Origin of the sequence: Nonomuraea sp. NPDC005983 (assembly GCF_040614375.1) — a bacterium.
Lineage (GTDB): Bacteria > Actinomycetota > Actinomycetes > Streptosporangiales > Streptosporangiaceae > Nonomuraea.
Window position 1 is genome coordinate 1 of record NZ_JBEXUP010000007.1, and the last position, 12,628, is coordinate 12,628.

At 70.4% G+C, this 12,628-nt stretch carries 16 protein-coding genes, 1 tRNA gene and 1 pseudogene; 15 read left to right on the top strand and 3 right to left on the bottom strand.

Features of this window, described 5'->3' with window-relative positions:
* The 3 genes and pseudogenes from ABZ297_RS05550 to ABZ297_RS05560 all read left to right on the top strand — a co-directional run.
* A pseudogene (locus ABZ297_RS05550) lies at positions 1-202 on the top strand (hypothetical protein); the annotation flags it as partial.
* Between the two features lie 148 nt (positions 203-350).
* Positions 351-1,610 (top strand): MFS transporter, encoded by a 1,260-nt coding sequence (locus ABZ297_RS05555; protein ID WP_355339848.1) that lies wholly within the window; start codon positions 351-353, stop codon positions 1,608-1,610.
* 32 nt (positions 1,611-1,642) lie between these two features.
* Positions 1,643-2,440, top strand: a complete 798-nt coding sequence (locus tag ABZ297_RS05560; protein WP_355339851.1) for a metal-dependent hydrolase — start codon at positions 1,643-1,645, stop codon at positions 2,438-2,440.
* On the opposite strand, the gene ABZ297_RS05565 is transcribed toward ABZ297_RS05560, so the two are convergent.
* Positions 2,437-3,174: a dienelactone hydrolase family protein gene (locus tag ABZ297_RS05565; protein ID WP_355339854.1), complete on the bottom strand. Its 738-nt coding sequence runs from the start codon at positions 3,172-3,174 to the stop codon at positions 2,437-2,439. The two genes, ABZ297_RS05560 and ABZ297_RS05565, sit on opposite strands and share 4 nt — an antisense overlap.
* 49 nt (positions 3,175-3,223) lie before the next feature.
* On the opposite strand from ABZ297_RS05565, the gene ABZ297_RS05570 reads away from it, so the two are divergent.
* From ABZ297_RS05570 to ABZ297_RS05580, 3 genes are read left to right on the top strand one after another with little or no spacing between them, the layout of a single operon-like run.
* A complete protein-coding gene (locus ABZ297_RS05570) occupies positions 3,224-3,643 on the top strand; it encodes a MarR family transcriptional regulator (protein ID WP_355339857.1) in 420 nt (139 codons plus the stop codon).
* Positions 3,644-3,691: 48 nt separating this feature from the next.
* Positions 3,692-3,907 carry a helix-turn-helix domain-containing protein gene (locus ABZ297_RS05575; RefSeq protein WP_355339860.1) on the top strand — a complete coding sequence of 72 codons (216 nt, stop codon included), beginning with the start codon at positions 3,692-3,694 and terminating at the stop codon, positions 3,905-3,907.
* A 3-nt stretch (positions 3,908-3,910) separates the two neighbouring features.
* The gene (locus ABZ297_RS05580; protein ID WP_355339863.1) at positions 3,911-4,444 is read left to right on the top strand and encodes a Clp protease N-terminal domain-containing protein; all 534 of its coding nucleotides are present in this window, start codon (positions 3,911-3,913) and stop codon (positions 4,442-4,444) included.
* Positions 4,445-4,448: 4 nt separating this feature from the next.
* Here the strand turns inward: ABZ297_RS05580 and sigJ are convergent, their stop codons facing one another.
* Positions 4,449-5,363, bottom strand: a complete 915-nt coding sequence (gene sigJ, locus ABZ297_RS05585; RefSeq protein ID WP_355339866.1) for an RNA polymerase sigma factor SigJ — start codon at positions 5,361-5,363, stop codon at positions 4,449-4,451.
* 79 nt (positions 5,364-5,442) lie between these two features.
* Here sigJ and ABZ297_RS05590 point away from each other — a divergent pair.
* The 4 genes from ABZ297_RS05590 (at position 5,443) to ABZ297_RS05605 (ending at position 8,299) form a co-directional block, all read left to right on the top strand.
* A tRNA-Ala gene (locus tag ABZ297_RS05590) sits at positions 5,443-5,515 on the top strand.
* 603 nt (positions 5,516-6,118) lie between these two features.
* Positions 6,119-6,898, top strand: a complete 780-nt coding sequence (locus ABZ297_RS05595; RefSeq protein ID WP_355339869.1) for a trypsin-like serine protease — start codon at positions 6,119-6,121, stop codon at positions 6,896-6,898.
* A gap of 36 nt (positions 6,899-6,934) precedes the next feature.
* Entirely contained in the window at positions 6,935-7,177 is a 243-nt protein-coding gene (locus ABZ297_RS05600) for a substrate-binding domain-containing protein (protein WP_355339872.1), read from the top strand.
* A gap of 177 nt (positions 7,178-7,354) precedes the next feature.
* Positions 7,355-8,299 (top strand): NADP-dependent oxidoreductase, encoded by a 945-nt coding sequence (locus tag ABZ297_RS05605; RefSeq protein WP_355339875.1) that lies wholly within the window; start codon positions 7,355-7,357, stop codon positions 8,297-8,299.
* Here the strand turns inward: ABZ297_RS05605 and ABZ297_RS05610 are convergent.
* Positions 8,296-8,640, bottom strand: coding sequence for a PLD nuclease N-terminal domain-containing protein (locus tag ABZ297_RS05610; RefSeq protein WP_355339878.1), 345 nt, complete (start codon positions 8,638-8,640; stop codon positions 8,296-8,298). The genes ABZ297_RS05605 and ABZ297_RS05610 overlap by 4 nt on opposite strands.
* A gap of 105 nt (positions 8,641-8,745) precedes the next feature.
* Here ABZ297_RS05610 and ABZ297_RS05615 point away from each other — a divergent pair, with 105 nt between their 5' ends.
* The 5 genes from ABZ297_RS05615 to ABZ297_RS05635 all read left to right on the top strand — a co-directional run bounded on the left by ABZ297_RS05615 (position 8,746) and on the right by ABZ297_RS05635 (position 12,625).
* Entirely contained in the window at positions 8,746-9,138 is a 393-nt protein-coding gene (locus tag ABZ297_RS05615) for a DUF3224 domain-containing protein (protein ID WP_355339881.1), read from the top strand.
* A gap of 220 nt (positions 9,139-9,358) precedes the next feature.
* Positions 9,359-10,366: a class I SAM-dependent methyltransferase gene (locus tag ABZ297_RS05620; RefSeq protein WP_355339884.1), complete on the top strand. Its 1,008-nt coding sequence runs from the start codon at positions 9,359-9,361 to the stop codon at positions 10,364-10,366.
* Positions 10,367-10,503: 137 nt separating this feature from the next.
* A complete protein-coding gene (locus tag ABZ297_RS05625; RefSeq protein WP_355339887.1) occupies positions 10,504-11,559 on the top strand; it encodes a 3-oxoacyl-[acyl-carrier-protein] synthase III C-terminal domain-containing protein in 1,056 nt (351 codons plus the stop codon).
* Positions 11,556-12,065, top strand: coding sequence for an isoprenylcysteine carboxyl methyltransferase family protein (locus tag ABZ297_RS05630; protein ID WP_355339890.1), 510 nt, complete (start codon positions 11,556-11,558; stop codon positions 12,063-12,065). The genes ABZ297_RS05625 and ABZ297_RS05630 overlap by 4 nt, the downstream gene beginning before the upstream one ends.
* A 17-nt stretch (positions 12,066-12,082) precedes the next feature.
* A complete protein-coding gene (locus tag ABZ297_RS05635) occupies positions 12,083-12,625 on the top strand; it encodes a TIGR03086 family metal-binding protein (protein WP_355339893.1) in 543 nt (180 codons plus the stop codon).
* Positions 12,626-12,628: the final 3 nt, after the last annotated feature.

Sequence of the window (12,628 nt, forward strand, 5' to 3'; positions counted from 1 at the left end):
CCTGGCGCGCGGCGCGCGCCGGGTCGCGCTGGCGGCGCTGGGCGTCGAGCTGGTCGGCGTCCTGGTCGTCGGCACCGCCAGCGTCGTCGACGCGGCCGCCTTCCCGCACGATACGGTCTGGTCGGTGTACGGCAAGGGGTACCTGTTCATCCCCCTCGTGCTGCCGCTGGTGGGCCTGTACTGGCTGCTGCGCAGGCGTTAACACCATCCTGCAGGACCGGTCTGTCCTGTGAGCTTGCCCTCGGGCCCCCGGCGTGAGCTGGGAAGTTTGTCATGTTGGGCCCCAATGGTCAGGAATAAATGTTGATTTTGCTACTGTTGGTGAGGTTATTCGTCCCATGATTTGATGAGTGGAGGACCGGTCCCCCATGAGCGTGCTGGCCCAAGAGTCCCGAGGCAGAACCGGCTCCCTGGCCTGGCTCCTCGTGCTGGGGATCGTGCTCGCCGCGCTGAACCTGCGCACCGCCGTCACCTCCGTCGGCCCGCTGCTCGACCAGCTCGCCGCCGCGCTCGGCATGTCGAGCGTCGGCACCGGACTGCTCACCACGCTGCCCGTCCTGGCCTTCGCCACGGTGGGCGCGGTGACCCCGACGATGGCCAGGCGGGTCGGCGAGCACCGGCTGCTGCTGCTCGCGCTCGTGACGCTCGGCGCCGGCCTGCTGGTCCGGTCACTCGTCGACTCGGCGCCGGTGTTCCTGCTGAGCAGCGCGGTCGCGCTGTCGGGCGGGGCCGTCGGCAACGTGCTCATCCCGACGCTGATCAAGCGTCACTTCCCGGCCCGTACCGGGATCATGACCACCGTCTACACCACGGCCCTGGCGGTCGGCACCATGCTCGCCGCCGCCGCGACCGTGCCGATCGAGCGCGCGTCAGGCGACTGGCACATCGCGCTCGGCGTGTGGGCGGCGCTGGCCGTCGTCGCCGCCATTCCGTGGCTTGCGCTGCTGCGCAGTGAGCCGGAGCGCGACACCGGCCAGAGAGACGCGGGCATCCGCCAGCTCGCCAGGAGCAAGCTGGCCTGGATGGTCGCGATCTACTTCGGCACCCAGTCGATGATCGCGTACATCATGTTCGGCTGGCTCGCCACCATCCTCGTCGACGGCGGCTTCAGCACCAGCGAGGCCGGGGTGATTCTCGGGGTGTTCACCGCGCTGAACATCCCGGTGTCGATCCTGGTGCCGATGGTCGCCTCGCGCTTCCGCGACCAGCGTCCGGTCGTGGTGGGCCTGATCGTCTCGTACACGGTCGGCTTCCTCGGGCTCTGGTTCGCGCCCGGCTCCACCGCGCTGGTCTGGGTGGTGCTCGTGTCGATCGGCATGGGCTCGTTCCCGCTGGCGCTGATGATGCTGGCACTGCGCACCCGCACGCCGGAGGCGACCGCCGCGCTGTCCGCCTTCGGGCAGAGCGCCGGATATCTGATGGCGGGCGCCGGCCCGCTTCTCGTGGGTGTGCTGCACCAGCTGACCGGCGGCTGGGCGCTGACGTACACGCTGATCTTCGGTGTGCTCGTCGCGCAGCTGTTCACCGGCCTGTACGCGGGACGCGACCGCTACCTGGAAGACGAACGGCTGCCGAAGGCGATCGAGCTGCCTGAGATGATGAAGAGGTGAACCCGACAGTAGTCACATTCCCAGATGGCCAGGTGAGCGGGCGTTCGGAGATCATCGGAGCCGTGCAGGCGGGGGGCCTGCACGGTCTGATCGTCGCCGAGACGCCGTTCCACCCGCTCGACCACACCTGGCCCGACCAGCCCGCCGACCACGGCACCATCGGTGGGCTGCCGGTCGTCGACTGCGTCTCGGGGGCACAGTCGAACGACGGCGAGGTCGTCCTCGGGGCCGACATCCCCGTCCGGCGCGGCGCCGACGGCTGGCAATGGCTGGTCGTCCATCTGACCGAGAGCCCGCTCGACGTGGGCGCGGAAGTCGAGCTCTCGGTCGACGCTGCGTACCGGGCGGGGTTGTCGGCCGGTCACACCGCCTGCCATCTGGCGGCCCTCGCGCTCAATACGTCCCTGGCGGGCCGCTGGCGCAAGGAGGTCGCGGTCGACGGGCTCGGGAACCCCGACTTCGACCAGAGCGCGATCACGTCCTCGCGGATCGCGCCGTACGGCAGCGTGGACGTCTACCGGCTGGGCAAGTCGCTGCGCAAGAAGGGGTTCTCGGCCGAAGGGCTGGACCTCGACGAGGTCGCCCACGACGCCAACGTCCGGCTCAAGGCGTGGGTGGCCGCCGACGTGCCCGTCTGGCTCGACGTGCCCGACCGCGGGCTCACCGCCCGCCGCACCTGGCACTGCGCGCTGCCCGAGGGGGAGGCTGCGATCCCGTGCGGTGGCACGCACGTGTCGCGGACCTCAGAGCTCGGCGAGGTCACGGTCGGCCTGACGCTGGACGACGCCGCGCTGACCATGCGCACCACCGTGCGACCCTCCGGTACTTAGCGGGCGGCCAGGAAGGCCAGGACCCGCTGCCAGGCGTCCTGGCAGGCCGCGGCGTGGCCGGTGGCGTGGGCCTCGAAGAAGCCGTGCGGGGCGCCCGGATAGGTGACCAGCTCGTGCTCGACTCCTGCCGCCGTCAGGGCCTGGTCGAACTCCGACACCGCCTCGGCCGGGATGCCCTGGTCCGCACCGCCGAACAGGCCGAGGATCGGCGCGTCCAGCTCTGATGCGTGCTGGGTCGGCCCCGGCCCGTACGGGCCCGCGATGCCCGGAGCGCCGTAGAAGCCGATCACGCCCGCGAAGCCGAACCTCGGGGCCGAGGCGAGGAACGCGTTGCGTCCGCCCATGCAGAACCCGAGCGCGACGGCGGGCCTGCCCAGGTGGTCGGCGGCGGCCATGATGTCGTCCTGGATGGCGTCCCTGTTGAGCTTGGTGACGTGCTCCATGATCTGGAAGTCGGCGTCGCGGCTGTCGTCCGTCGCCGTGCGGCCGTAGTAGTCGATGGCGATGGCCGGGTGCCCCTGCTCGGCCAGCCGCACGGCGAGCTGCTTGTAGAAACCGTGCAACCCGCGCACGTCAGGAAGGATGACCACGCCCGGCCCCCGCTGGTCGCCGGGGCGGGCCTCGTAGGCGGCGAACGCGGTGCCGTCGGCCGAGGTGAGGCGGACGGCCCCGGCGGACGTCGAGGTGATGGGCGTGCTGTGGGCGGGTGGTGTCGCATCGTCGTCGTAACACATAGTGCCGCGAAGTTACCAAAGCCAGATTGATAAAGCTAGACTTGCTTTTGTGCTCTCAGAAGATTTGCGGATCGCCGTGGGGCGCCTCGCCCGGCGCATCCGCCAGCTCTACACGAACGCCTCGAACGACGAGCTCTCGTTCACCGAGCTCGCGGTGCTGTCGCGGCTCGATCGGGACGGGCCGCACACCTCGGCCCAGCTGGCGGCCCTGGAGAAGGTGACGGCGCAGGCCGTCGGCACCGTCCTGGGCGGCCTGGACAGGCGGGGGCTGGTGTCCAGGGAGCCCGACCCCGCCGACGGTCGCCGGGTCATCACCGCGATCTCGGACCCGGGCAAGGCGGCGCTGAACAACCGCGAACGGGTCATCACCGAACGGCTGGAGGCGGCGGTGAGCACGCTCACGCCCGAGGAGCGCGCCCGGCTGGCGGACGCCCTCCCGATCCTCGCCTTGATGGCGGAGCGACTCTAGTGTCAGCATGTGTTGACAAGCGGGTGCTTGTCAGCACATGCTGACACCATGAGAGTCACCGAACTGGCCGAGTCGGCCGGTGATCGCGACCCCGGCGTCGGCCTGGCGGCGGTCGCCGCCCTCAGAGCCCTGCTGGAAGAGCTGGAGGCCACGCACGTGTCCAACGCGCGCGCCCAGGGCTGGTCCTGGGAGCAGATCGCGGACGCGCTCGGAGTCAAACGGCAGTCCGCCCATCGCAAGCACGCCCGCCGGGTCAGGAGGTAGTCCTTGTTCGCCAGGTTCACCGAGGCCGCCCGCCGCGCCGTCATCAAGGCCGGCACCCACGCCCTCGACGCCGGACGTCCCGCGCTCCCCGCCGAGCTGCTGCTGCTCGGGCTGGCCGAGGTGCGTCCCTTCGCGCTCGACACTTTCACCGCGACCGCCGAGGACCTACGGGAACACCTCGACACCGGCGACGCGCGCACGCTGCTCGCCACGCTCGGCATCGACCTCGACGCCGTCCACCGCCGCACCCGGGCCGGAACCGACGACTCGGCTCTGTGGCGGCTGACCCGCTCCCGCGTCAGGCCGCTGCGCGTCACCCTGTACGGGCCGCTCGGGGCGATCCCGCTCGCCGCGCACGCGCGGAAGGCGGTCGAGGTGGCCATGTCGCGGCCCGGGCCCGTCACGGGCGAGCGCCTGCTGTGGGGGCTGCTCGCCGACGGCTCCAACGGCGCCGGACGGATTCTGCGAGCCACCGGCGTCGACCTCTGCGCGCTCGTCCGCGAAGCGGGCATCCCGATGGTCCGGCGTGCCGCCTGACCGGTTACCCGCCTGGCCGTGCGGCGGTTCCGCCCCACGGCAGGTGGGCGATCTTGTCGGGGTTGGCGAGGAGGTAGATCGTGTCGATCCTGCCGTCCGAGACCAGCAGGGAGATGACCGTCACCACCCGGCCCCCGGCGAGCAGCACCATCGCCGGGCCGCCGTTCACGTCCTGCACGCCGTACGAGAAGTCCGTGTAGTCCTGGACGCCGATCGACGCCATGAACTTCGCGATGCCCTCAGGCGTCCTGGTCGACATGAGGAACTGGGTGACGTTGCCGGCCCCGGTGAGAGCGCGCAGCGGTGACCTCGCCTTACCGCCGCCGTCGCCGACCAGCGTGACGTCGCTGGAGAACAGCTCGATCAACCCGCCCAGATCGCCGTTGACGGACGCGTGGATGAACCGCTCCGTGATCCTCCTGCGCTCGCCCAGATCCACGTCGAAGCGCGGCCGCTTCTCCTGCACGTGATCACGGGCCCGCTTCGCCAGCTGCCGGGTCGCGGGCTCCGCCCGCCCGATCACCTCCGCGATCTCCGAGAACGGCAGGTCGAACGCCTCCCGCAGCACGAACACCGCCCGCTCCAACGGCGACAACGTCTCCAGCACCACCAGCAGCGCCAACTCCAGCGAATCGGCCAGCTCGGCGTGCTCCGCCACGTCAGGCGCCGTACTGATCGGCTCCGGCAGCCACGGGCCGACGTACGACTCCCGCCGCGACTTCGCCCACCGCAGCCGATCGAGCGCCAGCCTCGACGTCACCCGCATCAGGTACGCCCTCGGATCGGCCACGGCTGCCTCGTCCACCGCTGACCAGCGCAGCCACGCCTCCTGCACGACGTCCTCGGCGTCGGCGACGCTGCCCAGAATCCGGTAGGCGACACCCGTCAGCAGGCTCCGGTGCTCATCGAAAGTCGACACAAAACCTATGACGTATCACGGACGGCTCGGCGTGACACGAGGGCGCCCGTATTCCGATACACTTGGCGACGCATCGCAAGGGGCTATGGCGCAGTTGGTAGCGTGCCTCCATGGCATGGAGGAGGTCTGGGGTTCGAATCCCCATAGCTCCACCCAAGTAGCGTTACTCGAACACGGTTCTGCAAGGGCGGTGGCGAGGAGCGTCGAGGTATCCGCGGCGGCGGTGTCTGAAGAGACACCGCCGCTTCTGCTGTTCCGGCCCTGTGGTTCCTCACCCTGCTCGTCGCCGGTGCCGGCGCATCCACGCTGAACAGTCCACCCCGCGCGCTCTTGCGTCGGTGGCCGTGAGGTGACGCCGGACGTCAGGCCAAGGTGATGGTCTGCCCGGTTCGGCGAGAGCGTTCGGCGGCGAAGACCACCCGGTGACTGTCGACGCTCTCCTGGATGCCGGAGAGGATCAGCTTCGGTCGGCCCTCGTGCAGCGCGGTGACGAAGGACTCGACGAGCTGCCGCGCAGGTGAATCGGCAGGACTGGGCCCCGGGGGGCCGATGCTCGCTTCTGTCGGTAACAGCGGGGGTGTCCACCAGGACACCCCCGTTTTGCGTGTTCGGGCCTGTGAACGTGCGGCAGTGGCGTGCCGAGCAGGCTCAGCCGTCACGAGACAGGGCTGGTTTCACCTGGCTCCTGACTGGTGGTGAGTAGATCTTTTTACCGCGTGTGTCATGTGGAGGCTATGGGCGGCTACACTTCCCCAATGCGTTTTGTCCCTTTTGTCATGATTCCTCTGGTAATTGTCATGACTGTCGCCACCCCCGCATCGGCCATCACCAACGGCACCGCTGACGGAGACGCTCACCCAGAAGTGGGAGCCCTCATCGCCGAAGAACCGCACCCCGACGGCACGTGGGCCTACTGCACCGGCACGCTCATCTCGCCCACCGTCTTCCTCACCGCCGCCCACTGCGGAGAGGGGAAGATGAAGACCGCCCGGGTCTCCTTCGCCAGTCACTACAAGCCTGGGAGCCAGATCTATACCGGTCGCTACATAGCGGACCCGCGCTACCGCGAAGAGGCTGGGCTCCACGACATGGCCGTGGTCGTCTTCGACGCCGCCATCCCCGGCATTAAGCCCGCCCAATTGCCCGGTTTGGGCATGCTCGACCAGCTCGAAGCCGATAATCAGCTGAAGTCGGCGCGATTCACTCCCGTCGGGTACGGCTCTCTGGCCCCGAAAAAGAAGAAGACGCACGGGCGGCGGTTCATCTACACCGACACCCGCAACCAGGCCTCCATCTCCTTCAAAAACCTCTCCCGCAGGTGGCTCGACCTGACAATCGACCACTCCAAGGGTGACGGCAGCACCTGCTTCGGCGACTCGGGCGGCCCGAACTTCCTGGGAGGCCCCACCTCGCACCTGCTCGTCGCCACCACCATCACCGGGGCCGACAACGCCTGCAAGGCGGCCAACTACGACTACCGCCTGGATACCGCCACGGCCCGGCACTTCCTCGGCAAGTACGTCACGCTTCCCTGACCTGCTCGCGGGCGCGTGACCGGAGGTCGGCGTGCGGTGGACCTCGTGATCACCAGGGTCGGGGACGTCGTGATCGTGCCGCAACGCAGTGGCTTCTTCGGTCGGTTCCCCGAGTCGGAGTTCTTCTCGCCTCCGCTCACCACCATCAGGCAGGACTTCGGCGCTGTCGGCAGGCGCAGCATCGAGGTGCTGCTCAGGCACGTCGAGGGCGGGCAGGGGCGGGAGCGGCTCGTGGTTCCCCCCACGTTCGTCCACCGGGGGAGCACGGTCCGGCGCTAGCCGTACCTCGGACTGGCAGTTCGCCAAGGAACTGCGCTGGAACCAGGCGTACTACCGGCTCGCCCAAGGGTTCTAACCGGGGCAAAACTCCCCCTAAGAAGCTCCATGGCCAGGTTGGCGGCGAATGGCCCAGGGGACGTCCACCTCGGCCGTTTCAGTCGTCGACGGGAGTTTGTCGTGCGTGCCATCGCCATCACGGAATTCGGCGCAGATCCAGAGATCGTGCAGCTGCCCGCGCCGGAGCCGGCACCGGACGAGCTGTTCGTCCGGATCCGCGCCGCCGGGTACAACCCCGTCGATCTGAAGATCGCGAGCGGTGCGATGAAGAACACGATGCCCTACCGCTTCCCGATGATCCTGGGAGTCGACGGGGCCGGCGTCGTCGAGGCCGTCGGCGTGGAGGTCACCCGGTTCAAGCCGGGCGACGAGGTCTACGGGCGCTTCCTGGACACCGCGCGCGGGCTCGGCAGCTACGCCGAGTACGGCGTCGTCTCCCAGGACGGGCCCGTCGCGCTGATGCCCAAGGGCATGATCGCCGAGCAGGCCGCGGCCGTGCCGACGGCCACCTGCACGGCCCACGACCTGGTCGAGACCGCCAGGCTCGACACCGGGCAGACCGTCCTGATCGTCGGCGCCACCGGCGGAGTCGGCCAGAGCGCCATCCAGCTCGCCGCGCTGCGCGGCGCCCGCGTCATCGCGAGCGCGTCACCCGACGCCGACGAGCTGATGCGGGAACTGGGCGCGGTCGAGATCGCGGACCGTCTCGTCAGCCCGATCGCCGAGCAGGTGCTCGACCGTCACCCCGACGGCCTCGACGCGGTCTTCGACCTGGTCAGCCCCGCCGACTCGATCGAGCAGATGGCCGAGCTGCTGCACCCGGGCGGCGTCATCATCAGCACCATCCACTCCCTCGACCCCTCCTCGCCCTCCTACCGCGAGATCCGCGCCGTCAACCTGCTGGTCAAGCCCACCGGCCAGCTCCTGTCGGTGCTCGCCGACCTCATCGACGGGGGTCAGCTGCGCGTCCACATCGAGTCGCAGGTGCCCTTCGACCAGGCTCCCGCGCTGCTGCGGGACATCGCGCACGGTCACGCGCGCGGCAAGACCGTCATCAAGATCTAGCTCTCGTCGGACGGCGGTTTCGGGGCGTTCCTGCGCTGTTCCTCGGCGCGTTCACGGCAGCGCCGCAGGAACTCCTCGTCGTCGTCGGGGTTGGTCGCGACGAATCGGCCGGGACGGTCGTACTCCGGGTAGCGGCCGGGACGCGCCGCCCCCGCGTGCTGCGGACGTCCGGCGACCAGCCAGGCGATCGAGCCGATCAGCGGGAAGAACAGCACGATGATCACCCAGAGGGCCTTCGGCAGGTTGCGGCAGTCGGCCTCCGGCGTCGTGATCGCATCGAACAGGCAGTACAGCCAGAGCACCAGCGTGACCAGGCCCAGGCCCTCGGACAGGTAGAGCAAGGCACACCTCCTGAGACGCAGGAGAACCTAGCGTCACAGCCGCGAACCTGGCAAACACGCTGTACCTGACGGAAGCTGACAGGTACGTCCGGCATGGTAGAGCTCATGACAGCCAAGGGAACCTTCGAGACCGCCGACTGGAACGCCCAGGCGCCGTACGACGAGCGCGACGGCGTCTCGCTCGGCCACGTCACGATGACCAAGACCTTCCACGGGGACCTGACGGCCACCAGCGTCGTCACCCTGACCGTCGCCTCGACCGAGGTGGCCGAGTCGCGGTCCTACGTCGCGATGGAACGCATCGAGGGGACCTTGCACGGGCGGGCGGGCAGCTTCGTCGTCCAGCACGACGCCGTCAGCGACCGCGGCGAGCAGTCGCTGCGCATCAGGGTCGTGCCGGACTCCGGCACCGGCGAGCTGCGCGGCCTCAGGGGCGAGATGGAGATCCTCATCGCCCCGGACGGCTCGCACTCCTACGTCTTCGACTATCGGATCTGAGCCCGGCGCGCCGTCACCGTTGAGCAGCGCCACCGCGCCGAGGCCGAGAACCACCAGCGCCGCCACGATCACCATCTGCGGCACCCCTGGGTAAAACCGGTGGACCCGGGGCGGTGGTCCGTGAAACGGTCGAGCTCTGATGATCACGTGGACCGAAGAAGGACAGGAACACTCCGCCGTCTGGCGTTCCGCGTCTGGGGCGGCGCCGCCGAAGCGTGTCGTGATCGCCGACGACCGGCTGCCGGCCGACACCGCCTACCGCATGGCCTGCGAGGGCACCGCGCTGCTGTGGAGGGGTGACTTCCAGAACGCCCGGCAGCTGCTGCGGGCGATGGCTCGCCGCTGCAAGCCCGCGGAGCCCGGCGACTTCCACCGCTACCGCCAGGCCCGCTCACAGCGGGCGCGCACGCTGGGCATGCTGCTGATCCCCTTCGACGCGGGCCATGTGATCCCGCTCAGGCGGGCGCCCGACGTCCGCGTGGCCTGCGAGGAGGTGTACGGCGGCGCCGCCGGCCCGGCCGTGGGGCAGCTGCGCGAGCTGCTCGGGCTGATCGGCGCGCACGAGTGGCGCGAGAAGGGAGTGGAGATCCCCGCGCTCGGCGCCCGCATCCACCCCCATCACGGGGTGTTCTCGCCGGTCCGCGGCGAGTACGTCGACCTGGTCGCCGCCGCGCCGCTGCCCGCCCGGACGCTCGGCACCGCCTTCGACATCGGGACGGGGACGGGGGTGCTCGCCGCGGTCCTGGCCAGGAGGGGCGCCGGGCACGTGGTGGCCACCGACTGCGACCCGCTCGCGGTCGCGTGCGCCCGCGAGAACGTGGCACGCCTGGGCCTGGCCGGCAGCGTCGAGGTGACCGAGACCGACCTGTTCCCGCCGGGGCGGGCGCAGCTGGTGGTGTGCAACCCGCCCTGGCTGCCCGCCAAGCCGTCCTCGCCGCTCGACCAGGCCGTCTACGACCCCGGCGGGCGGATGCTCGGCGGCTTCCTCGACGGTCTCGCCGACCACCTGGAGCCCGGCGGCGAGGGCTGGCTGGTCATGTCCGACCTGGCCGAGCACCTGGGCCTACGCACCCGCGCCGACCTGCTGGGCGCCTTCGAACGGGCGGGCGTCCGCGTCGTGGACCGGCTCGACGCCAGGCCCGGGCACCGCCGCCCGCACGACGCCGCCGACCCGCTGCACGCCGCCCGCGCCGCCGAGGTCACCTCACTCTGGCGCCTGGGCCTGTGACGCTCACGCGCTGAAGGAGCGCCGGTCCTGGCCGCCGTCCCTGTGCGGGGGGATCACCAGGCGGCGCGCCACCGCGTTGGCCACGTTGGGGAGAGCACCGCGACGGTGCGCGAAGGCGCGGGGATCGGCGTGCCCGCATGTTAGTCGGGCCCTCTCAGCGGCAGGAGAAGCGCATGTACATTTCGGGGGTCCAGACGGTTCTGCCTGATCACCGCTACGAGCAGGCGGAGATCACCGAGGCGTTCTGTCAGGTGACGGACGCCGACCCCGAACTGATCAAGCGCTTCCACGAGGCGACTGGGGTGCGGGGCAGGAACCTCGCGCTGCCGCTGGAGGACTACGCCAAGCTCGATTCCTTCACCCGCGCCAACGAGCAGTACGTCGACATCGCGCTCGACCTGTCGGAGCGGGCCGCGCGGGGCGCGCTCGCCAAGGCGGGCGTGACCCCCGGGAAGGTGGACCTCCTGGTGTTCTGCTCCAGCACCGGCCTGGCCACGCCGTCACTCGACGCCAGGCTCGCCCAGCGCGCGGGTCTGCGCCCGGACGTCAGGCGCCTGCCGATGTTCGGCCTGGGCTGCGCCGCCGGAGCGGCGGGACTGTCACGCCTGCGCGACTACCTGCGCGGCTGGCCGGGACACGTCGCGCTGCTCGTCTGCGTGGAACTGTGCTCGCTGACCGTCCAGCGCGACGACGACTCCGTCGCCAACCTCATCGCCAGCGGCCTGTTCGGCGATGGCGCGGCGGCCGTCGTGGCCTCCGGACGCGGCCATGGCAGGGAGGTCGTCGCCACCCGCAGCAAGCTCTACCCCGGCACCCAGCACCTCATGGGCTGGAAGATCGGCGAGCACGGCTTCCGTATCATGCTCGACCCCGGGCTCACCGACTTCGTCGGGCAGGTCCTCGGCGGCGACGTCAGGAGCTTCCTCGCCGACCACGGGCACACCCCCGAGCAGGTCGGCACCTGGATCTGCCATCCGGGAGGCCCCCGCGTCATCGAGAAGATCACCGAGTCGCTCGGCCTGCCAGAAGAGGCGCTGGCCGTCACCTGGCGGTCGCTGCGCGAGCACGGCAACCTGTCCTCGGTCTCCGTCCTGCACGTGCTGCAGGAGACGCGCGGCCTGACAGGCGAACCGGCCGTGCTCATGGCCCTGGGCCCCGGCTTCTCCGCCGAACTGCTCCTGCTGCACTGGTGATCGCCTACCCGGTCCTGATCCTGCTGGTCGCCGCCGAGCGGCTGGCCGAGCTGGTCGTAGCCCGCCGCCACCTGGCCTGGGCCAGGTCGAAGGGCGGCGTCGAGTACGGCGCGGGGCACTACGCCTGGATCGTCGCCGCGCACGCCGGGCTCCTGGTGGCCGCGCCCGCCGAGGTGTGGCTGCTCCACCGGCCGTTCCTCCCGGCGCTCGGCTGGCCCATGCTCGCGGTCGTGCTGCTCGCCCAGGGGCTGCGCTGGTGGTGCGTCGCCACCCTGGGCAGCCAGTGGAACACCCGGATCGTCGTGGTGCCGGGGATGCCGCTCGTCGAGCGCGGCCCGTACCGCTGGATCCGCCACCCGAACTACGTGGCGGTCGTCGCGGAGGGGATCGCGCTGCCGCTCGTCCACACGGCCTGGCTCACCGCGATCGCCTTCACCGCGGCCAACGCGGTGCTGCTCACGGTGCGGATCCGGGTGGAGGAGGCGGCGCTGAGACCATGTGGCTGATGGGGCATGCTGGACGCATGGAGCAGATGCTGCCGTTGTTGAGGAACGCCACCCGCCGCACCGCGGACCTGGTGGAGAGCATCGGGGAGGAGCAGCACGCGCTGCCCACCCCGTGCGCGGAGTACGACGTCAAGGCGCTGATCAACCACCTGGAGTGGGGCGCCTCGCTGTTCGAGTCGCTGGCCGCGGACGGGCCGATGATCCCGGAGAAGGAGTACTCCGGCGACTTCCGCGAGCGGGCCGAGCGGATGCTGGCCGTCTGGGAGCGGCCGGAGGCGTGGGAGGGGGTCAGCCCCGGCCTGGGCCTGCCCAAGCCCGTGCTCGCCTCGATGTGCCTGTGCGACCTGCTCGCCCACGGCTGGGACCTGGCCAAGGCCACCGGCCGGACGTACGAGATCAACGAGGAGGAGGCCGTCGTGCTGCTGGGGTTCGTCCAGCAGATGGCGCCGACCGGCAGGCAGCGGGGGGCGTTCGGCGAGGAGGTCGCGGTGCCGGACGACGCGCCCGCCCTCGACCGGGCTCTCGGGATCATCGGCCGCGACCCGTCCTGGACGGCGTAGCGG